This is a genomic window from Kingella pumchi (genome assembly GCF_022288825.1).
In the GTDB taxonomy this organism is placed as follows: Bacteria; Pseudomonadota; Gammaproteobacteria; order Burkholderiales; family Neisseriaceae; genus Kingella_D; species Kingella_D pumchi.
On record NZ_JAKOOW010000005.1, the window covers coordinates 804 to 27,324 of the forward strand.

General features: G+C 60.9%; 20 protein-coding genes and 4 tRNA genes. 11 read left to right on the plus strand and 13 right to left on the minus strand.

Annotation, left to right across the window (positions count from 1 at the left end; all coding sequences use genetic code 11):
• Window positions 1-47 precede the first annotated feature (47 nt).
• The 5 genes from MB824_RS01280 to rsmD form a co-directional block, all read right to left on the minus strand.
• Window positions 48-122: transfer RNA gene (locus MB824_RS01280), tRNA-Thr, on the minus strand.
• Between the two features lie 10 nt (window positions 123-132).
• Window positions 133-206: transfer RNA gene (locus MB824_RS01285), tRNA-Gly, on the minus strand.
• Between the two features lie 28 nt (window positions 207-234).
• Window positions 235-318 (minus strand) — tRNA-Tyr (locus MB824_RS01290).
• A gap of 124 nt (window positions 319-442) precedes the next feature.
• Window positions 443-697, minus strand: a complete 255-nt coding sequence (locus MB824_RS01295; protein WP_238745187.1) for a YfhL family 4Fe-4S dicluster ferredoxin — start codon at window positions 695-697, stop codon at window positions 443-445.
• Between the two features lie 111 nt (window positions 698-808).
• Entirely contained in the window at window positions 809-1,396 is a 588-nt protein-coding gene (gene rsmD / locus MB824_RS01300) for a 16S rRNA (guanine(966)-N(2))-methyltransferase RsmD (protein ID WP_238745189.1), read from the minus strand.
• A 264-nt stretch (window positions 1,397-1,660) separates the two neighbouring features.
• Here rsmD and MB824_RS01305 point away from each other — a divergent pair, with 264 nt between their 5' ends.
• Window positions 1,661-5,518: a translocation/assembly module TamB domain-containing protein gene (locus MB824_RS01305; protein WP_238745191.1), complete on the plus strand. Its 3,858-nt coding sequence runs from the start codon at window positions 1,661-1,663 to the stop codon at window positions 5,516-5,518.
• Between the two features lie 189 nt (window positions 5,519-5,707).
• Here MB824_RS01305 and MB824_RS01310 read toward each other — a convergent pair whose 3' ends face one another.
• From MB824_RS01310 to MB824_RS01340, 7 genes are all read right to left on the minus strand, one after another.
• Complete coding sequence (locus tag MB824_RS01310; protein ID WP_238745193.1) at window positions 5,708-6,517, minus strand: GNAT family N-acetyltransferase; 810 nt, start codon at window positions 6,515-6,517, stop codon at window positions 5,708-5,710.
• 110 nt (window positions 6,518-6,627) lie between these two features.
• Window positions 6,628-6,704, minus strand: a tRNA-Met gene (locus tag MB824_RS01315).
• Between the two features lie 169 nt (window positions 6,705-6,873).
• Window positions 6,874-9,645 carry a DNA gyrase subunit A gene (gene gyrA / locus MB824_RS01320; RefSeq protein WP_238745195.1) on the minus strand — a complete coding sequence of 924 codons (2,772 nt, stop codon included), beginning with the start codon at window positions 9,643-9,645 and terminating at the stop codon, window positions 6,874-6,876.
• Between the two features lie 145 nt (window positions 9,646-9,790).
• Window positions 9,791-10,771 (minus strand): peptidylprolyl isomerase, encoded by a 981-nt coding sequence (locus MB824_RS01325; RefSeq protein ID WP_238745197.1) that lies wholly within the window; start codon window positions 10,769-10,771, stop codon window positions 9,791-9,793.
• Between the two features lie 190 nt (window positions 10,772-10,961).
• Window positions 10,962-12,350 (minus strand): class II fumarate hydratase, encoded by a 1,389-nt coding sequence (gene fumC / locus MB824_RS01330; protein WP_238745199.1) that lies wholly within the window; start codon window positions 12,348-12,350, stop codon window positions 10,962-10,964.
• 202 nt (window positions 12,351-12,552) lie between these two features.
• Window positions 12,553-12,837, minus strand: a complete 285-nt coding sequence (locus MB824_RS01335) for a putative quinol monooxygenase (RefSeq protein ID WP_238745201.1) — start codon at window positions 12,835-12,837, stop codon at window positions 12,553-12,555.
• Window positions 12,838-12,908: 71 nt separating this feature from the next.
• Window positions 12,909-14,789, minus strand: a complete 1,881-nt coding sequence (locus MB824_RS01340; RefSeq protein WP_238745203.1) for a ribonuclease catalytic domain-containing protein — start codon at window positions 14,787-14,789, stop codon at window positions 12,909-12,911.
• Between the two features lie 190 nt (window positions 14,790-14,979).
• On the opposite strand from MB824_RS01340, the gene MB824_RS01345 reads away from it, so the two are divergent.
• From MB824_RS01345 to MB824_RS01380, 8 genes are all read left to right on the plus strand, one after another.
• Complete coding sequence (locus MB824_RS01345; protein ID WP_238745205.1) at window positions 14,980-15,591, plus strand: bacteriohemerythrin; 612 nt, start codon at window positions 14,980-14,982, stop codon at window positions 15,589-15,591.
• Between the two features lie 238 nt (window positions 15,592-15,829).
• Window positions 15,830-16,303, plus strand: coding sequence for a DUF4870 domain-containing protein (locus MB824_RS01350; protein ID WP_238745207.1), 474 nt, complete (start codon window positions 15,830-15,832; stop codon window positions 16,301-16,303).
• 121 nt (window positions 16,304-16,424) lie between these two features.
• Window positions 16,425-16,988 carry a type IV secretion protein Rhs gene (locus tag MB824_RS01355; RefSeq protein ID WP_238745209.1) on the plus strand — a complete coding sequence of 188 codons (564 nt, stop codon included), beginning with the start codon at window positions 16,425-16,427 and terminating at the stop codon, window positions 16,986-16,988.
• Window positions 16,989-17,139: 151 nt separating this feature from the next.
• Window positions 17,140-17,541: a hypothetical protein gene (locus tag MB824_RS01360; RefSeq protein ID WP_238745211.1), complete on the plus strand. Its 402-nt coding sequence runs from the start codon at window positions 17,140-17,142 to the stop codon at window positions 17,539-17,541.
• Between the two features lie 18 nt (window positions 17,542-17,559).
• Window positions 17,560-18,039 carry a 2-C-methyl-D-erythritol 2,4-cyclodiphosphate synthase gene (gene ispF / locus MB824_RS01365; RefSeq protein WP_238745213.1) on the plus strand — a complete coding sequence of 160 codons (480 nt, stop codon included), beginning with the start codon at window positions 17,560-17,562 and terminating at the stop codon, window positions 18,037-18,039.
• 68 nt (window positions 18,040-18,107) lie between these two features.
• Window positions 18,108-19,127, plus strand: coding sequence for a UDP-glucose 4-epimerase GalE (gene galE / locus MB824_RS01370; protein ID WP_238745215.1), 1,020 nt, complete (start codon window positions 18,108-18,110; stop codon window positions 19,125-19,127).
• Window positions 19,128-19,235: 108 nt separating this feature from the next.
• Window positions 19,236-19,880 carry an alpha/beta hydrolase gene (locus MB824_RS01375; RefSeq protein ID WP_238745217.1) on the plus strand — a complete coding sequence of 215 codons (645 nt, stop codon included), beginning with the start codon at window positions 19,236-19,238 and terminating at the stop codon, window positions 19,878-19,880.
• Window positions 19,881-20,205: 325 nt separating this feature from the next.
• Entirely contained in the window at window positions 20,206-20,775 is a 570-nt protein-coding gene (locus tag MB824_RS01380) for an RDD family protein (protein WP_238745219.1), read from the plus strand.
• A 124-nt stretch (window positions 20,776-20,899) separates the two neighbouring features.
• Here MB824_RS01380 and mutS read toward each other — a convergent pair whose 3' ends face one another.
• On the minus strand, window positions 20,900-23,497 hold the full coding sequence (gene mutS, locus MB824_RS01385; RefSeq protein ID WP_238745221.1) for a DNA mismatch repair protein MutS: 2,598 nt from the start codon (window positions 23,495-23,497) through the stop codon (window positions 20,900-20,902).
• Window positions 23,498-23,749: 252 nt separating this feature from the next.
• Between mutS and mltA the strand changes: the two genes are divergently transcribed.
• Together mltA and MB824_RS01395 are read left to right on the plus strand one after the other, a co-directional pair.
• A complete protein-coding gene (gene mltA / locus MB824_RS01390) occupies window positions 23,750-25,096 on the plus strand; it encodes a murein transglycosylase A (RefSeq protein WP_238745223.1) in 1,347 nt (448 codons plus the stop codon).
• A 330-nt stretch (window positions 25,097-25,426) separates the two neighbouring features.
• Entirely contained in the window at window positions 25,427-26,185 is a 759-nt protein-coding gene (locus tag MB824_RS01395) for a LysE/ArgO family amino acid transporter (protein ID WP_238745225.1), read from the plus strand.
• The last annotated feature ends 336 nt before the right edge of the window (window positions 26,186-26,521 follow it).

A 26,521-nucleotide genomic window follows, 5' to 3' on the forward strand; every position in this document is an offset into this window, starting at 1 on the left:
GCAAATTTCCTGTATCACTAAAATTAAAAATAAGGGAAAAAATTAGATGGTGCCCATAGGCAGAATTGAACTGCCGACCTCTCCCTTACCAAGGGAGTGCTCTACCCCTGAGCTACATGGGCCTAAATTATTTGGAGCGGGTGAAGGGAATCGAACCCTCACCGTAAGCTTGGAAGGCTTCTGCTCTACCATTGAGCTACACCCGCTTATTTAACCACTCCAAAATGAAACCAGTGGTGGTGGGAGAAGGATTCGAACCTTCGAAGCTCACGCAACAGATTTACAGTCTGCCCCCTTTGACCGCTCGGGAATCCCACCAAAGAGAAAGCGGAATATATCCGCTTCAAGCAGCGCCCGTCAAGGGCATTTTAACCCCACCGAGCACCGTTAATGACAACACAATATTTTTAATAAAAATTTAAACCATGCCGATTTAACACATTTAGCGATGGAATGTAATGATTCTTTCGTATTTCGCCATCAATTCTTCGTGTGTTTCGGGGTTTTCTTCGTCAATCAGAATGCAGTCCACGGGGCAGACCTGCTGGCATTGCGGCTCGTCGTAATGGCCGACGCACTGCGTGCACAGATTGGGATCGATTTCGTAAATTTCCTCCCCCTGCGAAATAGCATCGTTCGGGCATTCCGGCTCGCACACGTCGCAGTTGATGCATTCATCGGTAATAAATAGAGACATTTCAACAATCTCACGCAAACAAATTAAAAAGCGCGGCATTATAGCACGCTTTAATTTGAAAATTTCAGATTTTTTTACACTTAAGTGCTTGAGAATGTTTATTAAATGTATTCAATTTCCGATTTCAGGCTGCCTTGCCAGCACAAACACGCTTTTGCCCGCCCTGCCCTCGCGGCGGACTTCCAAATACGGCGGCAGCGGTGGCAGCGCCTCGGCTTCAATATAGACCGCAGCCTGATCAGCCAGGCGGTTTTCCAAAGCCTTAAAGAGTTCCGGCCATTTTTCCCAGCCGAAAGGCGGGTCAAGAAACACGACATCAAATTTCAGGCTGCTTTGCTGCAGAAACGGCAGCGCATCCTGCCTGACTACCCGCAAGCGATCCTGCAGGCCGAACTCCTGCGCCTGACGCTGCAATGCGGCAGCCGTCTGCGCATGGATTTCGCATAGACAGACCGATTGTGCGTTTCGCGATGCCGCCTCAAAACCCAGCGCCCCGCTGCCGGCAAACAAATCCAGCACCGCAAGGCCACTCAAATCCTGTCCCAGCCAGTTAAACAGCCGCTCGCGCACGCTGTCGGCAGTCGGGCGCAGGCCGGCGGCATCGGCGAAAACAAGCTGCCTGCCGCGGCAGCTGCCGCCGATAATGCGGACGCGGTTACGGTGTTTGGCGTGGTGTTTTTCGGTTTTCTGGCGGGTCATTTCAGGCTGCTTTCGGCAATCGCTATCAAACGGTCGGGGCGGCATTATAGTCAAAGCGCCCACCCCATGCCCGTCTTTTCAGGCTGCCTGAAACGTCAATACCGCTTCTTGCCGCAGCAGCCGGCCTTATTGGCAGGTGCGACGCCCAAGGCAGCCTGAAAACATTTTTCAGGCTGCCTCATGCTTTTCAGGCTGCCGTGCAAACGCGCGGCCGGCGGCGTTTACCTATATAATCCGCCCTTTTCGCCAGCCGCACTGCCCGTTATGACCGACGAAACTCCGAACAATCCGCCGCCCGCCAAAACCGCTGCGCCGCCGCGCAAACGCCGCTGGCTGCGGCGCTTGGCGCTCACTTTGCTGCTGTTGGTGGCGGTGCTGGCCGCCGCCCTGGTCTGGCTGCTCGGCAGCCATTCCGGCCTGCGGTTTGCCGCGTTCAAGATTCCGTCGTGGTTCGGCGTCGGCATCCGTGCCGAAAAACTGCAGGGCACGGTATGGGGCGGCTTTCAGGCCGACGGTCTGACCGTGCAGACCGAAGGGGCGGACGTTGCCGTCAGCCGCGCCGTATTCGCGTGGAAGCCAAACGAACTCTGGCAGCGCCATCTGCACATCAGCCGCATCGAAGCGGGCGACATCGACATCCAAACCAAACCCACGCCGCCCAAACCCGAATCAAAAGAACCTTTCAGGCTGCCTGAAAACCTCAATCTGCCGCTGAGCATCGACATCGACAGCATCCGCGCCGGCAAAATCACCATCGGCAAAAAGCACAGCGAAATCCTCGGCGGCCTGCAGGCCGGTTATCACTACAACCATCTCGAACACCTGCTCGACATTCCCAGCCTGAAAACGCCGTGGGCCGACAACCAGGGGCGCTTCTCGCTCACCGCCGACTCGCCTTTCGCCCTGCAGGGCACGCTCGATTCCAAAGGCGAACTCGAAGGTATCGCCATCGACAACCACCTGCTGCTCTCCGGCACCCTCGAAAACACCGTTCTGAACACCCACATCATCGGCAAAGACGTCTCGCTGCATGCCGATACCCGCGTCAAGCCGTTTGCCGACGACTTGGGCGACATGATCGGCCACATCAAACTCGAAGGCAGCAACATCAATCCCAAAGCCTTTATGGCCGGCCTGCCCGCGGCCAATCTCACCTTCAAGGCATCGGTGCTGCCGCGCACCGGCGGCGGCAATATTGCGCTCGACGGCGACATCAGCCTGCTCAACAGCAAACCCGCCGCCATCGACAACAACGGCATTCCGGTGCAGGAACTGACCGCCAACTTTACCATCGACCAAAACGGTCTGATCGACGTTGCCGCCGCCGATCTTGCCCTGATTAAAAACGGCAAAATCTCGCTGGCCGGCACCGTCGATACCGAAAAAGAGCGGCTCAAACTCAATACCCGTCTCAGCAGCCTTACTGCCGCCGACCTGCTCACCACCCCGCTGGCCGGCACACTCAACGGCAACATCGCCTTTAGCGGCAGTTTTGCCGAACCGCAGGCCAAATGGCAGCTCAATGCGTGGAATACCGACAGCACCGGCAATGTCAAGCTCGCCACTGACACCAAAAACCGCCAACGCACCGTTATCATCGAAAATGGCCGCATCGCGCCCAAAGACGGCGGCAGCCTGCAGCTTTCAGGCAGCCTGGCGCTGTTTAAAGAACATGCCCTGCAGGCGCAGCTGCGCAGCGAGCGTTTCAACCCAGCCAAAATCGATGCCGCCTGGCCGGCCGGCAACATCAACGGCAGCATCAAACTCGACGGCAGAATCGCCGACCAGGTTTTCCACAGCGACCTGCAGTTCGCCTCGTCGCAGCTTTCCGGCGCCAATCTCAGCGGCGGCGGCAAAGTCTCTTACGAACAAGGCTATTTGAGCCGTGCCGATTTGTCGGTACGGCTGGGCAGCAACCTGATCGACACCAAAGGCAGCTTCGGCCGCCGCGGCAGCGTGCTGCGCCTGAACATCGACGCGCCCAATCTCGCCCAATTCGGTTTCGGCCTCGAAGGGCTGCTCAACGCCAAAGGCACGCTCACCAGCACCGACAACGGCTGGACGAAAATCGATGCCGCTCTCGATGGCCAGGCACGCAGCCTGAAAGTGCCGGGCGCCGTGCAAATCGGTCGCGTCGATTTCAGGCTGCACGGCTCGCCCGACCCGCAGCGCCCGCTCGACATCGATCTCAAAGGCCAAAACATCCTGGCCGGCAGCACCGACATCGACCAAGTCGACCTGACCTTAAAAGGTACGCTGCGCCGCCACAACATCCGCGGCACAGGCAGCCTGAAAATCGACGGCAAACCGCTCAAAGCCCAGCTGGCGGCCGACGGCGGGCTGAACGAGCAAAACCAGTGGCACGGCAGCGTCGGCACCCTCAACACTTCCGGCGCCCTTAATCTGAGCCTGCAAAACCCGCTCACGCTCGAAGCCGGCAAAGAGCGCGTTTCCCTCAGCAGCGCCCGCTGGCGCGCACTCGGCGGCAGCCTGAATCTGGAACGCTTCGTGTGGGACAAAAAAAGCGGCCTTTCCGCCAAAGGCAGCGCCGACAACCTTCATTTTGCCGAACTGCACAATTTCTACACCCCGCCGGTCGAGCACAATCTGGTGCTCGCCGGCAACTGGGATTTGAGCTACAGCCAAAGCCCCAACGGCTATCTCAACATCAAACAGCAGGGTGGCGACATTACCCTGCCCACCAAACGCAAACAGGCGCTTAATCTCAGCAACTTCGTGCTCAACACCAATCTTACCGCCGGCGGCATCCGCAGCCGCTTCAGCGGCGACACCCGCTACGGCAAAGCCGCTGGCGAATTCGACATCCTGCAGGTATTCGGCGGCGGCCGCTTTGTCGAAGCGCCGATACAGGGCGCCGTGCGGCTTGACGCCCAAGAGCTGCAAACCCTGCGCAACCTGCTGCCCGCCGGCCAGACCATCCGCGGCAGCCTGAAAGGCGAAGCCCGCATCAGCGGCCGGCTCAACGACCCCAAATTCGACGGCACCATTACCGGCGAAGACCTGTTCTACCGCAACCGCGACGTCGGCGTGGTGCTGGCCGACGGCAAACTGCAATCCCGCCTGCAGGGCATGCGCTGGATTATCGACTCGCTCACCTTCCGCAACGGCGGCACCGTAACCCTCACCGGCAGCGCCGGCCTTACCGAAGGCAAAACCGACGTAAAAGCCAAAGTCGTTTTCGACCGCTACCGCCTGCTCGACAAACCCTCGCGCCGCCTGACCGTCAGCGGCAGCGCCGATGCCGGCTACGACGGTAGCCTGTTCACCCTCGACGGCAGCCTGAAAACCGACGAAGGCCGCTTCGGCTTCCAAGAAAGCAGCATGCCCGAGCTGGATGACGACGTCGTTATTCTCGGCGAAGCGGAAAAACCGCCCGCCACCGCCTTCCCGATGAACCTCAACCTCGTTTTCGACCTCAACGATGCCTTCCGCTTCAGCGGCAGCGGCCTGAACGTTACCCTCGGCGGCAAACTCAACATCAGCGCCCGCCCCGGCAGCAAAATGCAGGCGGTCGGCAGCGTCAACGTAATCAAAGGCCGCTACAAAGCCTACGGCCAGGACTTGGTGATTAAAAAAGGCGTGGTTTCCTTCGTCGGTCCGCTCGACAAACCCACGCTCAACATCCGCGCCGAACGCCGCAATTCGCCGGTGGGCGCCGGCGTGGAAGTGCTCGGCAGTCTCGACAAACCGCGCGTAAGCCTGGTTGCCAACGAAGCGATGAGCGAAAAAGACAAGCTCTCCTGGCTGATTCTCAACCGCGGCAGCAGCGGCAGCAGCGCCGACGAAGCCGCGCTTGCCACCGCCGCCAGCGCCTGGCTCGCCGGCCGCGTCAACGACAAAATCGGTCTGGTGGACGACTTCGGGCTGACCAGCCGCCAAACCCGCAACGCCCAAACCGGCGAAATGAACCCTGCCCAGCAAATCCTGACCTTCGGCAAACAGCTCACCCAAAACCTTTATCTCGGCTACGAAGTCGGGCTGGGCACCGCCAGCCAGTCGGTGAAACTGGTGTACCAGTTCAGCCGCTCTTTCCAGGCAGTCATCCGCGGCGGCACCGAAAGCTCCGGCGGCGAAGTGAAATACATCCACCGCTTCGACTAAACCCCTTTCAGGCTGCCTTTGGCTTTCAGGCAGCCTGAAAGCAGGTAGCTTGGGTTGCCAAACCCAACATTGACAAGGAATCTGACCGTATTGTTGGGTCTCGACCCAACCTACAGCACTGAAAGCCAAAGCAGCCTGAAAACCGGATTGGCGGTTTTCAGGCTGCTTTTTGCTGGGATGGTTCAGACTTTAGGACTCTTTCTTCTGCGGCACAATCGGGCAGACAAAATGGTAGGCGTCGATTTCAAAGCCGTGCTGGAAGTAAACGCGGTGGGCGTTGGCGCGCTCGCCGCCGACGCTGCTGTCCACCTGCATCTGGCCGATGCCCTGCTCGGCGGCAATGCGCTGCACTTCGTCGAGCAGGCGGCCGGCGTAGCCACGTTTGCGGCTTTCAGGCAGGGTAACCAGATCGTCGATATGGATGTGGCGGCCGCTGACCAGATTGGTGCGTTCGCGAAAACCGCATACTGCCACCGCGCTGTTTTTGCCGGCTTCAAAAATGCCGATCAGGCGGTAGCCTTCGCCGCGCTGCACCCCGTTTACCTGCGCGACAAACTGCTCGACGCTGCCGATCATCGGCCGCAGCACGCTCAGGGCGGCATAGGCGGCGGCGGTGTTGTCGGCGGCGATTTCGCGCAGCTGGCCGCTGGCATAGGCGGTTTTGCTGTCCGGTACTGCCTGTTGCAGCGGCGCCGCACCGCCCTGCTGCTCGGCCTGCAGGGTTTTGCCGTCGAGCACGCGCAAGTCGTTGTCGGCGGCAAAATCCATCAGAAAGCGGAACATGCTGGGATTGATTTCCTGCAGCTTGGCGTCGATGACCACGCAGCGGATTTTGTCCAGCAGCACGGGATGCACCCATTCATGGTAGGACAGGCGGTGGTCTTTGTTGAACGACGACAGGATGCCGCACAAACGCTCCGCCCAGTCGCTGGGGCGGAACACTTTGCCGTTGCTGGTGGTGCCGTGGATGATGACGGCGTCGGGATGTGGGGCGGACATATTTTTGCCGGACGGAAAAAAAGCGGAATTATAGTGTAAGCGCCGCCAAACCGCCATTGCCGCAACGGCGCGCACGAAAAAACCGTCTCAATTTGAGACGGTTTGGTATTTGGTTGCGGGGGCAGGATTCGAACCTACGACCTTCGGGTTATGAGCCCGACGAGCTACCATGCTGCTCCACCCCGCGTCTGAAGAAGGCGGAATATACGCGGTTTGGCGCAGGCCGTCAAGCGTTTTGACTGTAAGCGCGACAGACTGCAACCATTCGGGCTTTCAGGCTGCCTGAAAACCACGATACAAAGGCAGCCTGAAAACTCGCTTTGGCATTTTCAGGCTGCCTTTCTTGTGCGGCGGTTTTATTCCGCTGCGGTGTCGTCCGCTGCGGCGGGGACTTCGCCGGCGGTGCTTTCGCCCGCAGTTTCGGTGGCATCGTCTTCGACGTTTTCTTCTTCGGCCACCGGCTCCAGGCTGACCAGCTGTTCACCGTCGTCGAGATTGATCAGCTTGACGCCGGCGGCGGTGCGGCTGGTTTCGCGGATTTGTTCGACTTTGGTGCGGATCAGCACGCCGCCGCTGGTAATCAGCATCAGATCGTCGGAATCGCGCACCAGCGTGGCGGCAACCAGATCGCCATTTCGCTCGCCGGTATTGATGGCGATATTGCCTTGGCCGCCTTTGTTTTTGCGCGGGTAGCCGGCAATCGGGGTGCGTTTGCCGTAGCCGTTGGCGGTGGCGGTGAGCACCTGCAATTCGCTCTCTTCGGCTTCGGGGGCGAAGGTAATCAGGCTGACGATGCGGCCGTTTTCAGGCAGCCGCATGCCGCGCATGCCGCCGCTGCCGCGTCCGCTCGGGCGCACGCCGTGTTTGCCGCTGACGGGGGCGCCGTCGCTGTCGCCGCTTTCTTCGTCGCCGTCGTTCAGGCTGCCTGAAAGCTCGGTTTCGTCGCTTTCGGCATCGTCGTGCTCGCTGCTGCGCTCCCAGTATTCGTTGAAGCGGATGGCCTTGCCGAGATTGGAAAACAGCATGATGTCGTCGGCGCCGCCGGTTTTGGCTACGCCCACCAGACTGTCGCCTTCTTTCATGGCGATGGCTTTGATGCCCTGGCTGCGCACGTTTTTAAAGGCGGAAAGCTGGACTTTTTTCACCATGCCCTGCGCGGTGGCGAAGAAGACGTACTGGTCTTCGGGGAAATCGCGCACGGCAAGAATGGCGCTGACTTTTTCGTTTTCTTCGAGCTGGATAACGTTGTTAATCGGGCGCCCGCGGCTGTTGCGGCCGCCTTCGGGCAGCTTGTACACCTTAATCCAATGGCAGCGGCCGAAGCTGGTGAAGCACATCAGGTAATCGTGGGTGTTGGCGACAAACAGGCTTTCGATAAAGTCTTCGTCTTTGGTGGCGGCGGCCTGTTTGCCGCGCCCGCCGCGCCGCTGGGCTTGGTAGTCGGTGGTCGGCTGGGTTTTGATGTAGCCGCCGTGGGTGAGCGTAACCACCATTTCGCGCGGCGGAATCAGGTCCTCGTCGGCAATGTCGCCGCCGAAGGGGTTGATTTCGCTGCGGCGTTCGTCGCCGAAATTGTTTTTGGTTTCTTCCAGCTCTTCGCGGATGATTTGGGTGATGCGTTCGGGTTTGGCGAGAATGTCGATAAAGTCGATGATTTGCGCCATGATGGTTTTGTAGTCGGCAACGATGGTGTCTTGGTCGAGACCGGTCAGGTTGCGCAGGCTCATGCGCAGGATGGCGTCGGCCTGCAATTCGCTCAGATGGTAGCCGTCGCCGCGCAGGCCGAGATTTTCAGGCAGCCCTTCGGGGCGCGCCATCTGCATGTCCAAATCGGTGCGCGAGAGCATTTCGCCCACCAGGCCGGACTGCCACGGCCGCGCCAGTAGCCTGGCTTTGGCTTCGGGCGCGTCCGCGGATTCTTTGATCAGCTGGATCATTTCATCGATATTCGACAGCGCCACCGCCTTGCCTTCGGCAATATGGCCTTCGTGGCGGGCTTTTTTCAGGCGGTAGAGCGTGCGGCGGGTAACGACTTCGCGGCGGTGGCGCAGAAATTCGCTCAGGATTTGTTTCAGATTAAGCAGGCGCGGCTGGCCGTCCACCAGCGCCACCATATTGATGCCGAAGCTGTCTTGCAGCTGGGTGAGTTTGTAGAGCTGGTTCAATACCACTTCGGCGTTTTCGTTGCGTTTCAGCTCGATCACCACGCGCATACCGGATTTGTCCGATTCGTCGCGCAATTCGCTGATGCCTTCCAATACTTTATCGCGCACCAGCTCGCCGATTTTTTCCACCAGCTTGGCTTTGTTTACCTGATAGGGGATTTCATCGACGATAATCGCTTCGCGCTCGCCGTTTTTGCCGATGGGCTCGATATGGGTTTTCGCCCGCATCACTACGCGGCCGCGGCCGCTGCGGTAGCCTTCGCGCACGCCGGACAAGCCGTAGATGGTGGCGCCGGTGGGGAAGTCGGGGGCTTTGACGATGTCGATCAACTCATCAATATCGGTATCCGGTTCGGCCAGCAGTTTCAGGCAGGCATCAACCGTATCATTCAGATTGTGCGGCGGAATATTGGTGGCCATGCCCACCGCGATGCCTTCGGAGCCGTTTACCAGCAGCGCGGGGATGCGCGCCGGCAGAATCAGCGGCTCGCTTTCACTGCCGTCGTAGTTGGGGCCGAAATTAACCGTTTCTTCTTCGATGTCCGCCAGCATTTCGTGGGCGATTTTCGCCATGCGGATTTCGGTGTAACGCATCGCCGCCGGATTGTCGCCGTCCACCGAGCCGAAGTTGCCCTGCCCGTCGACAAACATATAGCGCAGGGAAAAGGGCTGCGCCATGCGCACGATGGTCATATACACCGCAAAATCGCCGTGCGGGTGGTATTTACCGATCACATCGCCGACCACGCGGGCGGACTTTTTATAGGCGCTGTTCCAGTTGTTTTTCAACTCGTGCATAGCGTAGAGCACGCGGCGGTGCACGGGTTTGAGACCGTCGCGCACATCGGGCAGCGCGCGCCCCACAATCACGCTCATCGCGTAATCGAGATAGGACTGGCGCATTTCGTCTTCTAGGCTGACGGCGATGGTCTCTTTGGCAAACTGGTGGTCGTTGGCGCTCATATTGCGGCGTTCCGAAAAAGCTGAAAACGCGCGATTTTACCATAAACCGCAAAAGGGAGCCTGAAAGCCCAGTTCAACGCTTTTCAGGCTGCCCAAACGCACAACAGGCCGCCCGCAGGCAGCCTGAAAACCAATAACCGGCAAGCTATTTCTTCGCCTTACCCGCTTTAGCCGGCGCTTTGGCTTTGGCCGCGGCAGCGGTTTTTAACGATGCCGGATTCACCCGAACCGATGCACGCAAATCGCACACGCCCTGATAATCCGGCGTTTCGCGGGCATACCATTCGCCGTCCATGCGTTTGCGCGACGCTTCCAAGTCTTTGAAACTTGGGCTGTCGGTGCGCAGGGTTTGGTAGTCAGTCTGCTGCGACTTGGGTAACTCGCTGCCCAGCCGCAGGCTCAGAATCGGCACCCGCTGTGCGGCTTTGTCGTAAAAGCCCAGATTATTCGGATTGCCGCGCGGCAGCGCCGCCAGATGCTCGATGCCCGCCACCACGCGGCCGACCACGGTAATCTGGCGGTCGAGATTGCGCGCCGGCTGGCCGATTACCACATACAGCTCGCTGGCGGTCGAACTGTCCGGCTCGTTGTTGCGCGCCGCGCCGACCATGCCGTAGCAATGCGGAATCCACGCCTCGCCGTCTTTCACCGCCACCGGAAAGCTGCCGGCATAACCGATTTGGTCAGATAACGCCGCCGGCTCTTTGTCTTCCAACGGTACGAAATTCAACCCCGCCAGCGGGCGGGCAAACTCCGGCGCCAGCTTGGCGGCGGCATGGCGCGGCAGTTTGCGCCGCTTGGCCGGGTTGTCGCCATCGGCATCGCCAAACTGGGCAACAAAATTATCCTGCACGCGGTACACGCTCAAGCCGTCGAAAAAGCGGCCGGCCGCCAGCAGCCGGATCTGCTCGGCATGGCGCGGCGCAAAATCTTCCGCCAGCTCGATCACCACCCGATTGCCGTTTTTCAGCGTGATATACACCAGATTGCGCTGGTCGATACTGCGCCACGCATCCGCCGGCGCCTCCTTCAGCACATCGGCGGCAGACTTGCGCTCAGGCGGATTATCGGCAGCGGCGGCGCTCACAACGGCAGCCAGCGCCAAAGCAACAGCGGCTTTCAACATGGTTTTTCTCCTGGATGTTTTCTGGGACTTTTCAGGCTGCCCGCACACGGCCGCAACCGCAGCGGCAGACGGCTTGAAATGTACTGACGGCACGGCACGCCGTCAAGGCAGCCTGAAAAACGAAAAGCAGCCTGAAACCCCGTTTGCAAGGTTTTCAGGCTGCCTTTTACTGCATCAAAGCGAAAACAGCTTAACGCGGTGCAACCATATCCGCAGGCACGACCAGTTGGTCAAACTCTTCTCCAGTCAGCAAACCCAGCTCGATGGCAGTTTCGCGCAGGGATTTGTCGTTTTTGTAGGCGGTTTTGGCGACTTTGGCGGCGTTTTCGTAGCCGATTTTGCGGTTGAGCGCGGTAACGAGCATCAGCGAGTGGTGCAGGAAGTAGTCGATTTTTTCGGGCACGGGCTCGATGCCGACGGCGCAGTTTTCGTTGAAGCTGTTGCAGGCGTCGCCCAAGAGGCGCACGGATTGCAAGAGGTTATACGCAATCATGGGCATGTAAACGTTGAGCTCAAAATTGCCCGAGGCGCCCGCCATGCCGATGGCGACGTCGTTGCCGAACACTTGGCAGCACACCATGGTCATGGCTTCGCATTGGGTGGGGTTGACTTTGCCGGGCATGATGGACGAGCCAGGCTCGTTTTCGGGGATTTTGATTTCGCCCAGGCCGCAGCGCGGGCCGGAGGCGAGCCAGCGGATGTCGTTGGCGATTTTGTTCAGGCTGGCGGCAAGGGTTTTGAGTGCGCCCGAGGCGTACACGGCGGCGTCGCGTCCGGCAAGGGCTTCAAATTTGTTCGGCGCGGTTACAAACGGCAAACCGGAAAGTTCGGCCAAACGTGCGGCGGCTTTGGCGGCGTATTCGGGGTGGCTGTTCAAACCTGTGCCGACGGCGGTACCGCCCAAGGGCAGTTCGTACAGGCCTTTGAGCGCGTCTTGCAGGCGGTCGAGACCGTGGTCAAGCTGGGAAACGTAGCCGGAAAATTCCTGGCCCAAAGTCAGCGGCGTGGCGTCTTGCAGGTGGGTGCGGCCGATTTTGACGATGGGGGCGAAGGCTTGGGCTTTTTTGTCCAGCGTGTCGCGCAGGGCTTTGACGGCGGGAATCAGCAGGCGGTTGATTTCAATCGCGGCGGCGACGTGGATGGCGGTGGGGAAGCTGTCGTTGGTCGATTGCGCGTGGTTCACATGGTCGTTGGGATGCACGGGTTGGTACGCCGCCAAGCCAGTGCCTGCGATTTCGTTGGCGCGGTTGGCCAAGACTTCGTTCATGTTCATATTGGACTGCGTGCCCGAACCGGTTTGCCATACCACCAGCGGGAATTGGCCGTCGAGCTTGCCCGCAAGCACATCATCGGCAGCCTGAACAATCAAATCCGCCTGCTCCTGTTTGATGCGGCCGAGCGCGGCATTGGTGTGCGCGGCGGCTTTTTTCACCAGCGCCATCGCGTGAATCATCGGCTGCGGCAGGGTTTCGCCGCCGATTTTGAAATTCTGGCGGCTGCGCTGGGTTTGCGCGCCCCAGTAGGCTTCAGACGGCACTTCTACATTGCCCATGGTGTCGTGTTCGGTACGGGTGCTCATAGGGTTTCTCCTGTAATGGGTTGGGGGAAAACTACACTGTGTTACAAGGCAATGATTATAGCGCTTTCAGGCTGCCTGAAAACTCGGCGCGGCAAAATAAGCGCCAAAGCGCCCGCCGGTATGGTTTCGCCAGGTTTCAGGCTGCCTGAAAAAGCAGCCTGAAAACACGATTGGCGTTTTCAGGCTGCTTTTGCCTTTGGCTTTAGGCGACTTTTTCAAAGGTCTGCACCGTTACTTCGTCGCTGATATCGACCAGCTGCGGCACGATGCGGGTGAAGTGTGCAGATGCGGAATGGGCGTCCAAATCGGCTTGGGTTTGCCAAAATTCGATAAAGCTGAATTTGTTGCCGTCGGCTTTGTCTTGAAACAGCTCGTAGGACACGCAGCCTTTTTCCTGACGGGTGGCGGCGATCAGATCGGCGCACAACTCTTGAAAGCGCGCGGCCTGGCCGGCTTTGACTTGGAAGCGGGCAAGTACGGTAAGCATGGTTTTTCCTTTCGCAAGGGTTAGGTCGGGCGGCCATTATGGCACGGGCGCCGGCAGCCTGAAAGCGGTTTTCAGGCTGCCTGATCAACGGCGGGAACAACGTTCAAATAACGCAGCGCCAGATGCTGTTTTTCCGCGTCCAGCGCGCTGATAGCAGCCTGAATCGTGCTGCGCGGGGCGATTTCCAGCGGGATGCCGGTAGCGCGCGCCACCAGCGGCAGGCCGTCCACACGCACCAAATCTTCCCGGAGCACTTGGGCGCGCACTTCGCGGATTTGCTGCTGTTCGAGATAAACCAGCGACCAATAGGCTTCCATGGTGTCCTGAAACTCGCGGTAGGCGGCGTGGGCGCTCTCAAAGGCGCCGACGGCGGCAAACAGGCCGTCGCGGTTGTCGGCATAGCGCGGGGCAGTGTCGGGCAGCAGCAGGGAAGCGAGCTGCTGCTGGTTGATGCAGTCGGCGGCGCGGCGCAGCGGCGATGTGAACCAGCCGTAGTGGCTCAGATTCATGCCGGTGTGCGCTTCGCTGCGGGTGGACATCCGCACCCGCCCGCCGGCAGCCTGAACGCGGAAAATGGCGGGCAGATCGTGCTCGTCGAGCATTTTCGCCCAAGTGCTGTTGGCCAGTATCATCATTTCGCTGACTAGGGTGTCGATGGGCGAACCGCGCTCGCGCTTGGCCACGGCTACGCGGCCGTCTTCCTGCAGCCGCACGCTGTAGTCGTAGCGTTTGACGGTGTTTTCTTCAAAACGGTCGCGCTGCTTTTGCAATTCCTGCGCCAGCGTGAAAAGGTAGGCCAGATCGGCATGGTGGGGAAAGGAGCCGGCCGCAGCTTCGGCAGCGCTGGTGCCGGTTTCGCTGTTAAACAGCGGCTCGATGGCCTGGATACGCAGATTGCAGCCGATGGCCACGCGCTCGATACGGCTGCCGGCATAGGCAGCCTGAAAATCGGGGGAGATGTCGAAATAAATGCTGAAAGCGGGGCGGATATGGCCTTCGTCCAAACTAAAAGCGGCAATCCAGTTGTCCGGCAGCATGGTGATTTTGCCGCCCGGGTAGTAAACCGTGCTTTGGCGCGCGGCAACCAGTTTTTCGATATCGCTGCCTGCAGCCAGCGCCAGTGTGGGCGCGGCGATGTGGATGCCGACGCGGCGGCGGCCGTCGCCCAAATCCTGCAGCGACAGGGCATCGTCCACTTCGGTGGTGTCGTCGTCGTCAATCGAAAAGGCGCTGATGCCCGCGGCCAGCGGCAATTCGGGCAGCGGCGGCAGCGGAATCTGCGGTGCGGCAGTGCCGTTTGGAAAATGGGCGAAGGCAAAACCTTCGTACAGATACTGCGGCAGCGACGCAATGCCGCCGGTGCGCCGCGCCAGCCCGTAGGCATCGGTTTTCAGCGCATCGGCCGCCTGGGTGAACGCTTTGTAGGCGGGCGACTGCTTGTCGGGCGCATACAGAATCTGTTTCAACTCGGCGGCCACGCCCTCGGGCAGGCTGCCTTCCTGCAACTCTTGCGACCAGGCGGCAATCTGCGCTTCCTGCTGCTTTTTGCGCTCGATGGCGGCCAGCGCCTGCTGCAAAACGTCGGCCGGCGCAGCCTTAAACACGCCTTTGCTTTTTTTGTAGAAATAGGCGGGCGCGGCATACAGCGCCATCAGCGTTGCCGCCAGCTGCACCTTGCCGTAGCCCGCGCCGAAATATTCGGCGGCGGCGTGCTCGGCGGTAAATTCGTCGCCGCCGCAGCTTTCCCACAAGAGATCGGTGTCGATTTGCGTCGCTTCTTCCTGGGCGCGCTCGAGAAAATCAGCCATATCGCCGTCAAACTCGGCAAAGACGTTGGCGGCTTTGATTTTGGCGCGCTTGCCGTGCTGGGTTTGCGCCTGATAGGTGGCGTCGGACTTCTGGATAACGGCGGCGGCTTTGAATTTGCCGCCTTCTTCGTAAAAAATATTCATGGCGCAGGCGCGGGCAGATGGCAAAAAGGGAGCGATTATAGTGAAGAAGCCCCGCCGCCGCCGAAAAATTGTTTGAGAAAAGTCAAACCAAGCCAGCGCGGCGCCCGGCAGCCTGAAAATTGGAACTGAAAATGCTGCAGATGCTGCGCCCGCAATCATGCCCGCACCAACACAGCAACGAAGGAACAACATGGCTCACATTTTCTGGACCGCCGACCTGAACACCGGCTTTGGCGAAATCGACAAACAACACCAGCAAATGGTTTTATACATCAACGAATTGAACGACGCATTTGAAAAAAGCGGCGCCAGCTGCGAAGACATCGGCAAAGTGCTTTTTGACCTTATCAGCTGCTCGATGAACCATTTTGACTACGAAGAAACCATGATGGAGCGCTCGGGCTACGCGCTAACCGAGCCGCACCGCCGCGTGCACCAGAATTTCGCCAACAAGCTGATGGAATACCAAGGCCGCCTGCTCGCCGGCGAAGACATCAAAGACGAACTGCTCAACAGCCTCGACGGCTGGCTGTTCCGCCACATCCGCCTGAACGACCGCGGCTATATCGACAGCGTCCAAGCCGCCGGCCTGTATAACGACGAAGACTTTGCCGCCGCCATCCCCGATGCGCCGCAGCCGTCAAACTGGCAGCCTGAAAGCGCCGCCGCCCCAAGCACCGAAGAGACTACCGGCGCAAACATGGTGTTTACCGACATCCGCGAAACCACGCCGCCCGCCGCCGAAACGCCCGCCGAAGCCCCCCGCCCCGCCGGCGGCTGGGCATCCGCCGATTTTGCCTAAGCGCCCTACCCTTGCCGTTTGGCGACGCTTGCAGGCAGCCTGAAAACGTTTTGCCCAAGCAGCCTGAAACGGTTTTTGCCGTTTCAGGCTGCTTTTAAGCACCCGCTTGCCGCATCCCCCATCCGGCAGCCTGAAAACATTTGCCTGCCGGCTGCTGAAACAGTTGAAACGGCGGCGCAGCACAGTTATAGTCCGCCACACTTTCATTTTTCATTGATCCCGCACCGAGGAAAACACCATGAGCGATTTGAATCTCAATAAAGAATCCGAACAGCCCGATTCGCAAAGCCTGGCCGCCCAAGCCCAAGCGGCCGGCGAAGCCGCCGAGCGGGTTATCGCCGAAGATGCCGCGCGCGCCGCCGCGCAAAACACCGCATCCGCCGCCGTATCCGCCGACGATGCCAATCTGGCGATGCTCGCGCATCTGCTGAGCATTGTTTTCGGCTTTATCGCGCCGCTGATTATCTGGATGATCAGCAAAGACCAGCCGCAAAAAGGCTTTGTTGCCGACCAGGCCAAAGAAGCGCTGAATTTTCAGATTACCGTTATCATCGCCCTGTGTATTGCCGGTGTGCTAATGGTGGTTTTTATCGGTATTCTCCTTGTTCCGATGATTCTGGTTGTTAATTTTGTGCTGTGCATTCTCGCCGGCTTGAAAGCGCGCGAAGGTGTCGCCTACCGCTATCCCTTTACCCTGCGGCTGCTCAAATAAGCGCCGCGCCCAAGCAGCCTGAAAACCCTTTTTGCGGTTTTCAGGCTGCTTTTTTGCACGACACGCCACCAGATGCCGGGAAATCCATATAATCTAAACACTTTTCGCCACACTCCCCACCATGCCCTTGTTCCCCTTTCCCGCCCCGCGCCTGCCCACCGCCGGCGAGCGCGCGCTGATCGAGCCGCTGTTCGGCGGCGTAATCGACTGCAACCGCTTGCGGATTTACCGCCGCCGCTACCTGCCCTTTCAGGCTGCCGCCACCGCGATGGCGCCCAACGGCGCGCTGTATTTCCCGCAGCCCAAGCGCGGCGGCGGGCTGTATTGCACCGATTTTTCGCAGCAACCGCCCACCATGCAGGCGCTGTTTGTCCACGAATGCGTGCACGTTTGGCAGCACCGCTTGGGCTATCCGGTGCGCCTGGCCGGCCTGCTGCTGGCGCTCTCGGGCGGCTACCGCCAACGCGCCGCCTACCGCTACCGCCATCTGCTGGGCGAAAACCGCCGTTTCTGCCAGTTCAATATGGAGCAGCAGGCCGATATGGTGGCCGACTATTTTCTTGCCGAGCGCCACGGTAAGGGCGCGCCGCCCGAATTGCGCCGCCTGCTCGCGCCGTTTCTCGCCAACCCTGCCGACCGCAGCCTGCTGCCCGCCCTACCGCGCCTGCGGGCAAAAGGGTTTTAAACGGCACCAAGGCAGCCTGAAAACCAAATTCCGTTTTCAGGCTGCTTTTTGTTGCCGCCGCCCCAACTGCCGCCAATCCCGCCGATAGCACGCCCCGCCGCCGCTTGCGGCTATAATGCCGCCTTTGCCGAACGAAGCCGAAAGGAATGCCGTGAAAATCCCGCCGCTGCCCCTGCTGCTGGCGCTGGCCGCCTGCCAAAGCCCGCTGCCGCAAAACTTCGCCGTACAGTCGCTGCAGCTGGTGGTGTACCGTGACGGCGCCGGCCGGCCGCAGATTCCCAAGCCGCTCAACGCCGGCGAAAAACGCCGCGCCGGCTGGCAAAACTGGCTTGCCGCCCACCGCGGCCAATGGCAGCGCGGCGCCGGCCAAACCGCCGCCGGCGCCACCCTGTGGTGCGCGCAATGGCAGGATAGCAAAGGCGAGCAGCGCATCTGCAACCGCGACAATCAGGCGCTGGTGTGGTTCGGCACCGGCGTATTGCGCGACCCGCAGGCCATCGCCGAAGCCAACAAAATCTGGATCGGCCGCGGCCAGAGCGTCTCCCCGTTTTAACCCGTTTTGAAAGCCCTTATGAATATCCGCATCGGACAAGGCTACGACGTCCACCGCCTGACTACAGGCCGCCCGCTGATACTCGGCGGCGTGCATATCCCCCACGAAACCGGCCTGCTCGGCCATTCCGACGCCGACGCCCTCTTACACGCGCTCACCGACGCCCTGCTCGGCGCCGCCGGCCTGGGCGACATCGGCAGCCACTTCCCCGACACCGCCGCCGAATTTGCCGGCGCCGACAGCCGCGAGCTTTTGCGCCGCGCCTACGCCGCCGTGCGCCAAGCCGGCTGGCAGGCGGTCAATGCCGACTGCACCATCATCGCCCAGCGCCCCAAACTCGCGCCGCACATCGCCGCCATGCGCGCCAATATCGCCGCCGACCTGGCGCTGCCGGTTTCCTGCGTCAATATCAAAGGCAAAACCAACGAAACCCTCGGCTATCTCGGCCGCTGCGAAGCCATCGAAGCGCAGGCCGTGGTGCTGCTGCAGGCAGCCTGAAAGCCAAGCGGTTTTCTACCCTTTCAGGCTGCCTAAAACCCCAACCCGTCCCAACAAACGAGCAAACCATGAATATTCTGATTACCGGCGCCGCCGGCTTTATCGGCTCGCATACCGCCGTCGAACTGCTGGCCGCCGGCCACTACACCGTCCTGCTCGACAACTTCAGCAACTCCTCGCCAGCAGTGCTGGAGCGCATCGCCGAAATCAGCGGCCGCCGCGCGCCGTTTTACCAGGGCGACATCCGCGACCGCGCCCTGCTGCGCCGCGTGTTTGCCGAGCAGCAAATCGACAGCGTGATCCACTTTGCCGCGCTCAAAGCAGTGGGCGAGAGCGTACAAAAACCGCTCGAGTATTACGACAACAACGTCTCCGGCAGCCTGGTTTTGTTTGAAGAAATGGCCGCCGCCGGCGTGTTTTCGATCGTGTTCAGCTCGTCGGCCACCGTGTACGGCAATCCGGCGCGGGTACCGATCGACGAAACCATGCCCACCGGCGCCACCACCAATCCCTACGGCACGTCCAAGCACATCATCGAAACCGTGCTGCGCGATCTGGCCGCCGCCGATGCGCGCTGGAGCGCCGTGCTGCTGCGCTATTTCAACCCCATCGGCGCCCACCCCGGCGGGCGCATCGGCGAAGACCCCAAAGGCATCCCCAACAATCTGCTGCCCTATATCTGCCGAGTCGCCGCCGGCACGCTGCCCGAATTGTCGGTATTCGGCAGCGACTACCCCACGCCCGACGGCACCGGCGTGCGCGACTACATCCACGTTGTCGATCTCGCCCGCGGCCACCTGAAGGCGCTCGAAGCCAAAGCCGGCCGCAGCGGCGTACACACCTACAACCTCGGCACCGGCCGCGGCTATTCGGTGCTGGAAGTGGTACGCGCCTTCGAGCGCGCCAGCGGCTGCAGCATTCCCTACGCGCTCAAACCGCGCCGCGCCGGCGACATTGCCCAATGCTACGCCGACCCCGCCCGCGCCGCCGCCGAATTGGGCTGGCAGGCGCAATACGGTCTCGACGACATGATGCGCGACAGCTGGAACTGGCAGCGCAACAACCCCGAAGGCTACGGCAGCCGCTAAGGCTTTCCAAGCCGCTTTCAGGCAGCCTGAAAACCGTTTTGCCGCCCGCCGCACCTTTCAGGCTGCCTGCGGCCCATCCCGTCAAACCCACCCACCCGAAAGTTTCCCATGCTGCAACCCTACACCCTGCTGCACGCCGCCTGCCCCGCCGGCCAAATCGAAAATCTCTACATCCCCGCCCAGGGTACGCCGCGCGGCGTTGCCATCGTACACCATCCCAACCCGCTGCAGGGCGGCACCTTTACCAACAAAGTCGCGCAAACCGCCGCCAAAGCGCTCGCCCAGCTCGGCTTTCACTGCTACCTGCCCAATTCGCGCGGCACCGGCAACAGCGAAGGCGAGCACGACTACGGCGCCGGCGAGAGCGACGACATGGCCGCGCTGGCCCAATGGGCGAAACAGCGCCACCCCGAAGCGCCGCTGCTGGTGCTGGCCGGCTTTTCCTTCGGCGGCTATGTTGCCACCCTCGCCGCCGAGCGCGTGCAGCCCGATTTGCTGCTGCTTATCGGCGCCGCCCTCGGCCACTACAAAGATCGCACCCCCGCCCCGAGCGCGCCCAAGCCCGAGCACACCCTGCTGGTGCACGGCGCCGCCGACGAAGTCGTCGCCCTGCAAAACGTGCTTAACTGGGCGGCGCCGCAAAACCTGCCGGTAATCGTGCTGCCCGAAGCCAGCCACTTTTTCCACGGCAAACTGATTCCCCTGCGCGACACCCTGCTGCGCTTTATCCCGCCGCTGCTGGAAGCGGCCTGAAAGCCGTCCGCGCGTTAAACCCAAAGCAGCCTGAAAGCCGGTTTTGCGCTTTTCAGGCTGCTTTTTGGGATTCCGACAGAATGCGGAACAACAACCCCTACCGCCCCCCGCGTAGGCGGGAATCTTGGTCAAACGTGGGCGGCGGTTGATTTACCGAATGCTGCCCAAAGTCCGAAAAAGCCAAAGGCAGCCTGAAACCGTTTTCAGGCTGCCTTTTTCTGCCGCCGCGGCAAACGGAGCGCGACAATTTTCCGTCTGCCGTTTACAATCGCTCCCCTTTCAGGCTGCCATCAAGGCCCGCCGTCCCTTACTTCAGGAGAAAATCGTGAATATCGAAAAACCCGATCCCTATGCCGCCCCGCAGAGCTTCGAAACCGAAGCGTTTGTCGAAGTCGATATCGCCCCGCCGCTGCGGCGCATCGGTGCCTATCTGCTGAATACACTGTTTCAGATACTGGCGATGATCCCGCTGATTATTGCCATCGCCAGCGTCGTCAGACAATCACAGGTTTTGGATATGGAGCTGGTCATCCGGCAAAACAGCGGCTTACTGCTGCTGGGTGCGGTACTGCTGTTTGCGCTGGGCATTGTCCAGGCCGCGCTGTTGACCTCCCGCGGCCAGTCGCTGGGCAAAATGATCTGCCGCCTGAAAGTGGTGAAAACCGACGGCAGCGATGCCGGCTTTGTCGGCGCGGTACTGCTGCGCGAAATTGTGTTTTGGGTCGGCATCGCCATTGCCGGCGGCATTATCAGCGCCCTCACCGGCTGGCAAGACAACTGGCTAAACAATCTGGCCATGCTGGTCTGCCTGGTGCAGCTGTGCGTTGGCAACCGCCGCACCATCCAAGACATGCTGGCCGGCACGGTGGTGATCAAACTGCCGCCCAAATACTGAGCCTGCCAAACTTTTCAGGCTGCCTGCCCGCCACGGCAAGGCAGCCTGAAAAGGCTCAAGCCAAAAGCAGCCTGAAAGCCGGTTTTGCGGTTTTCAGGCTGCTTTTTTTGTTGTGTGAATGCTGTCAGCAAAATTCGTCGGCGGCGCTTTGCTGCAGGCGGTAGAGCAAATCGAGCGCTTGGCGCGGGGTGAGTTCGTCGGGTTTGAGCGCGGCGATTTCCTGCAGCAGGGGATGGGCGGGAGCGGTGCTGTCGCCGGCAGCGGCGGTTTTCAGGCTGCTTTGCTCGGCGGCGGGTGGCGGGGCGAACATATCAAGCTGCGGGCGCTGGGCGCCGGACTGGGCTTCGAGCGCTTCGAGATGCTTTTGCGCGGCTTTGAGCGCGGCGGCGGGCAGGCCGGCGAGTTTGGCGACGGCGATGCCGTAGCTTTTCTCGGCGGGGCCGGCTTCGATATGGTGCAAAAACACGATGTCCTGCCCTTCTTCCAGCGCGCTCAGGTGCATATTGACGGCGGCGGCATGCTGCTCGGGCAGGCGGGTCAGCTCGAAATAGTGGGTGGCAAACAGGCTGAAGGACTGGTTTTTCTGCAGCAGGTGTTCGGCAACGGCCTGCGCCAGCGCCAGGCCGTCGAAGGTGGAAGTGCCGCGGCCGACTTCGTCCATCAGCACCAGCGACTGCGCCGTGGCGTGGCGCAGGATGTAGGCGGTTTCGCTCATTTCGACCATAAAGGTCGAGCGGTTGGCGGCCAGATCGTCGGACGCGCCGATGCGGGTGAAAATCTGATCGACGGGGCCGATGCGGGCGGCGTCGGCGGGGATGAAGCTGCCGGTGTGCGCCAGCAGCACGATGTGGGCGACTTGGCGCATATAGGTGGATTTGCCGCCCATATTGGGGCCGGTAATCAGCATCAGGCGGCGGCGCTCGTCCAGCCGCGTGTGGTTAGGCGTGAAGCGGGCGACCTGCATTTCGACCACCGGATGGCGGCCGTTGTCGATTTCGATGCAGGGGTAATCGACAAACTGCGGCGCGCGGTAGTCGTGCTCGACGGCAAAACGGGCAAAGCAGCACAGCACATCGAGCGCGGCGGCGGCTTTGGCGCTTTGCTGCAGCAGGGGCAGCTGCTCCTGCAGTTCCTGCACCAGCGCTTCGTAGAGCCGTTTTTCCAGCGCCAGAGCTTTTTCCTGCGCGTTTAGGACTTTGTCTTCAAATTCTTTGAGCTCGGGGGTGATGAAGCGCTCGGCATTTTTCAGGGTTTGGCGGCGCTGGTAGTCGGCGGGCGCGTCGGCAGCCTGAACTTTGGACAGCTCGATATAAAAGCCGTGCACGCGGTTGAATTCCACTTTCAGGGTAGAAAGGCCGGTGCGCTCGCGCTCGCGTGCTTCCAGCGCCAGCAGAAATTCGTCGCCGTGGTTTTGGATGCGGCGCAATTCGTCGAGCTCGGCGTGAAAGCCGTGGTTGATGACGCCGCCTTCGCGCAGCCACACCGCCGGCTCGGGCAATATGGCAGCCTGAAGACGCTCGGCAATGGTTTTGCCCTGCGGAAAAATATCGGCCAGGGTGTCTAAAAGACTGCTTTCAGGCAGCCTTAACTCGTCCAGCGCCAGCAAACTGTCGCGCAGGCCGGACAAATCGCGCGGGCGGGCGGTGCCGACGGCGATGCGCGCGGCGATGCGTTCGATGTCGGCAATGTTTTTCAGGCTGCCCTGCAGCGCGGCGTAGTCGTTTTGCAGCGCGGCAACGGCTTCCTGGCGGGTGCGGATGCGGCCGCGGTCGCGCAGCGGGTGGTGCAGCCATTGGGCGAGCAGGCGGCTGCCCATATTGCCGGCGCAACGGTCGAGCACCGAAAACAGCGTCGGCTCTTTTTTGCCGCCGAGCGTGGCGGTGATTTCGAGATTGCGGCGGGTGGCGGCGTCCATGCCGATGTATTGCGCTTCGGTTTCCAGCGTCAGGCTGTCCAAGTGCTTGGGCAGGCGGGTTTGGGTGTGGCGGATGTAGTTCAAGAGCGCGCCGGCGGCGCCGATAGCATCGTCGTGCAGCCCCATTTCCAGCCCGAAGCCGCGCAAGTCTTGGCTGGCGAAATAACCGGTGAGCAGGGCAAAACCGCTGTCGGGCGCAAATTGCCAGCCGTGCAGGCGGGTAACGGGGGTGTTTTCAGGCAGCCTGAAAGCGTCGGCGTCATCGTCCGGCACCAGCACTTCGGCCGCCTGCAGCCGCGCCAGCTCGTCGGCCAGCCGCGCCGGCGCGGTGGTTTTGACCTTAAACTCGCCGCTTTGCAGCGACACCCAGGCCAGCGCGATGCGGTTTTTGTATTTTTTGTGGCGGAACACCGCGGCGGTGCGGTTGGTTTCCTTGTCTTCCAGCAGCGCCGAATCGGTGAGCGTGCCCGGGGTAACGATGCGCACCACTTCGCGCGCCACCGGCCCTTTGCCCGCGCCCACTTCGCCCACCTGCTCGCAGATGGCGACGCTGCGCCCCATCTTCACCAGCCGCGCCAGATACTGCTCGACCGAATGGTGCGGCACGCCCGCCATCTTCACCGGCTCGCCGTTTACCTGGCCGCGGGTGGTCAGGGTGATGTCCAGCAGTTTCGCCGCTTCGACGGCATCGTCGACAAACAATTCGTAAAAGTCGCCCATGCGGTAAAACAGCAATTTGTCCTGATGCTGCGATTTGATGTCGAAATACTGCTGCATCATCGGGGAAACGGCGGATTTGGTGCTCATCTTCGGCTCGCGGTGGGGAAAACGGCGGATTATAGCAAGCGGCGGCAGCAGCCGCTGCGGCGAAGGCAGCCTGAACAAAAGGCAACCTGAAACGGCAGATGCAACATCCGCCCGCCGAGCATGACGACGGCAGGCACCGTTTTGGTGCGCGGTGCGCACCCTACCGCCGCTGAAAGCGCAACCCTGCCTTTCAGGCTGCTTTTTTGCCAAACAGCTTCTTAAGCTATAATCGCCGCCTTTTGTTTCGGAGCGATGCCGATGAAATTCACTCGTTTGCTTCTGCCGGCGGCCGCGGCGCTGCTGCTGGCAGGCTGTTTCGGCGGCGGTGGCGGCCGCCACCGTCCGGGTAGCGTGCCGCAGCAGCCGCAGACGCCCGCGCAGCCGGGCGGGGCGGCGGTGCCCTCCGGCCGGCCGCAGGCGGCGGGTACCGTGCACGCGCCGTCCGGTAGCGGCGCTTCTTACCGCGCGGTATCCTTTGCCGAATTGCCGCAATGGAGCAGCCAGCCCTTTTCAGGCAGCCTGAAATCGTTCCGCCAAAGCTGCACCAAGCTCGCCGCGCGACCGCAGTGGTCGGCCGTCTGCACCCAGGCGCAGCGCACCGGCGCCAGCGACGCCGAAGCGCGGCAGTTTTTCGAGCGCTATTTCACCGCCTGGCAGGTAAGCGGCAATGGCCGGCTCGACGGCACGGTTACCGGCTACTACGAGCCGGTGCTCACCGGCGACACCCGCATGAACGGCCGCGCCCGCTATCCGATTTACGGCCTGCCCGCCGATTTGGTCAGCGTGCCGCTGCCCGCGTCGCTGCGCGGCTCCAAAGCCGTGGTGCGCGTGCGTGCCACCGGCAGCGGCAGCGGCCAGATCAGCCCGAGCGGCAGCCACACCGCCAATCTGGCCGATTTTCCGATTACCGAGCGCAGCAGCAGCCTGAAAGGCCGGTTTGAAGGCAGCCGCTTCGTTCCTTATTACACCCGCGCCCAAATCAACAGCGGCGCCATCAACGACCGCGCGCCGGTGCTGGCCTACGCCGACGACCCGATTGAGCTGTTTTTCATGCACATCCAGGGTTCCGGCCGCCTGCGCACGCCCGACGGCCGCTTCGTGCGCCTGGGCTTTGCCGACAAAAACGAACACCGCTACGGCTCCATCGGCCGCTACATGGCCGACAAAGGCTATCTGCCGCTGGGGCAGACTTCGATGCAAGGCATCAAGCGCTGGATGGCCGCCAATCCGGGCAAACTCTCCGAAGTGCTGGCGCAAAACCCCAGCTACGTCTTTTTCCGCCAGCTGCCGGGCGACGATTCCGGCCCCCTGGGCGCGCTGGGCGTGCCGCTTTCCGGCGGTTTTTCCGGCGCGGTAGACAAGCGCTACATCACGCTGGGCGCGCCTTTGTTTGTCGCCACCATCCACCCCGAAACCCGCCGCGGGCTCAACCGCCTGATTGTGGCGCAGGACACCGGCTCGGCGATCAAAGGCGCGGTGCGCGTGGACTTTTTCTGGGGCTACGGCGACAACGCCGGCCAGAGCGCCGGCAAGATGAAAGACAAGGGCTATGTGTGGATGCTGCTGCCCAACGGCATGCTGCCCGAATACCACCCCTAAACGCCGCCCAAGGCTTTTCAGGCTGCCTGCATCCGTGCAAGGCAGCCTGAAAAACGCAAACGGCACATAAAACCGAACACAGGCGGCGGCCGCGCAAACCTGCCCCGGTCCTAGGGTACGCACCGCGCACCAAACACACCCAAACCGAACAAATGGTGCGCAGTGCGCACTCTACCGCCGCTTGGTTTGCCAAAGCAGCCTGAAAAATTTTCGGTCAGTTATTCAGTTATAAAGCTCAACGGGCGGCGGCAAAACATCCACCCTAATTCATCCGGCCGTAGGGTGCGCACCGCACACCAGAACATACCCAAACCAAACAAACGGTGCGCCGTGCGCACCCTACCGCCGCTTAGGTTTGCCCCAAGCAGCCTGAAAACGCGGCACGCTTGTCCGAACCAAACAAACGGCCACCGTGCCAACAATACCCAACAACACAACGACAACACCAACCACCCCATGATTTCAATGCTGCTCAAAGGCATAATGGTTTCCGGCAGCCTGATTGTCGCCATCGGCGGACAGAATGCCTTTTTACTCAAACAAGGGCTGCTCAAACGGCACGTTTTCTCGGTTGCCACCATCTGTTTTCTCTGCGACGTCGTGTTGCTCTCCTGCGGCGTGCTCGGCATGGGCGCGCTGATCGGCGGCAGCCCGCATCTTTCGGCGCTGCTCACGCTGCTGGGCGCGCTGTTTCTGCTGGCCTACGGCGCCCGTTCGCTGCGTTCGGCGCTCAGCGGGCAGTCGGCGATGAGTGCCGACGACGATAAAACGCCCGCCGGCAGCCTGAAACAAACTATCCTGGCCACGCTGGCGATTACCCTGCTCAATCCGCACGTTTATCTGGATACCGTGGTGCTGGTCGGCGGCATTGCCGCGCCGCTGGCGGCGGATGAGAAACGGTGGTTTCTCGCCGGCTCGCTGCTGGTGTCGCTGCTGTGGTTTTACGGCGTGGGCTACGGCGCGCGCCTGCTGCGGCCGCTGTTTGCCAGCCGCCGCGCGTGGCAGCTGCTCGAAGTGGCGGTGTGCGCGCTGATGTGGACGCTGGCCTTCGACCTGCTGCGCCATCTGTTTGCGGTCTGGCCGCAGTAGCCCGCTGTCTGTTTTTCTGCTTCGATATTCCGTTCCAAGCCAAAGCAGCCTGAAAGCGCAAAAGCCGTTTTCAGGCTGCTTGAGACCTTTGCAAAATACCTCTCTTCACCTTTTCACTGACAGCCGGAACCCAAACACAGGTTTTCGGCTATTTCCCCTCCAATCACTCCTAATTCTACCCAAATACCCCCTTAATCCTCCCCTGATACCCGATAATCAGGCATCCGGGCCGCCTTTTAGGCAGCAACAGGCACACTTAGCCTGTTGGCCGCTTTCAACAGGTTCAGACACATCGCCTTCAGATGGCTTTGTGCGCTCACTTTGAGTAGACCAAAA

Coding starts and splice junctions, on each gene's coding strand:
- MB824_RS01295 (WP_238745187.1), bottom strand. CDS start 697: ATGTCTCTATTTATTACCGATGAATGCATCAACTGCGACGTGTGCGAG.
- rsmD (WP_238745189.1), bottom strand. CDS start 1,396: ATGACCCGCCAGAAAACCGAAAAACACCACGCCAAACACCGTAACCGC.
- MB824_RS01305 (WP_238745191.1), top strand. CDS start 1,661: ATGACCGACGAAACTCCGAACAATCCGCCGCCCGCCAAAACCGCTGCG.
- MB824_RS01310 (WP_238745193.1), bottom strand. CDS start 6,517: ATGTCCGCCCCACATCCCGACGCCGTCATCATCCACGGCACCACCAGC.
- gyrA (WP_238745195.1), bottom strand. CDS start 9,645: ATGAGCGCCAACGACCACCAGTTTGCCAAAGAGACCATCGCCGTCAGC.
- MB824_RS01325 (WP_238745197.1), bottom strand. CDS start 10,771: ATGTTGAAAGCCGCTGTTGCTTTGGCGCTGGCTGCCGTTGTGAGCGCC.
- fumC (WP_238745199.1), bottom strand. CDS start 12,350: ATGAGCACCCGTACCGAACACGACACCATGGGCAATGTAGAAGTGCCG.
- MB824_RS01335 (WP_238745201.1), bottom strand. CDS start 12,837: ATGCTTACCGTACTTGCCCGCTTCCAAGTCAAAGCCGGCCAGGCCGCG.
- MB824_RS01340 (WP_238745203.1), bottom strand. CDS start 14,789: ATGAATATTTTTTACGAAGAAGGCGGCAAATTCAAAGCCGCCGCCGTT.
- MB824_RS01345 (WP_238745205.1), top strand. CDS start 14,980: ATGGCTCACATTTTCTGGACCGCCGACCTGAACACCGGCTTTGGCGAA.
- MB824_RS01350 (WP_238745207.1), top strand. CDS start 15,830: ATGAGCGATTTGAATCTCAATAAAGAATCCGAACAGCCCGATTCGCAA.
- MB824_RS01355 (WP_238745209.1), top strand. CDS start 16,425: ATGCCCTTGTTCCCCTTTCCCGCCCCGCGCCTGCCCACCGCCGGCGAG.
- ispF (WP_238745213.1), top strand. CDS start 17,560: ATGAATATCCGCATCGGACAAGGCTACGACGTCCACCGCCTGACTACA.
- galE (WP_238745215.1), top strand. CDS start 18,108: ATGAATATTCTGATTACCGGCGCCGCCGGCTTTATCGGCTCGCATACC.
- MB824_RS01375 (WP_238745217.1), top strand. CDS start 19,236: ATGCTGCAACCCTACACCCTGCTGCACGCCGCCTGCCCCGCCGGCCAA.
- mutS (WP_238745221.1), bottom strand. CDS start 23,497: ATGAGCACCAAATCCGCCGTTTCCCCGATGATGCAGCAGTATTTCGAC.
- mltA (WP_238745223.1), top strand. CDS start 23,750: ATGCCGATGAAATTCACTCGTTTGCTTCTGCCGGCGGCCGCGGCGCTG.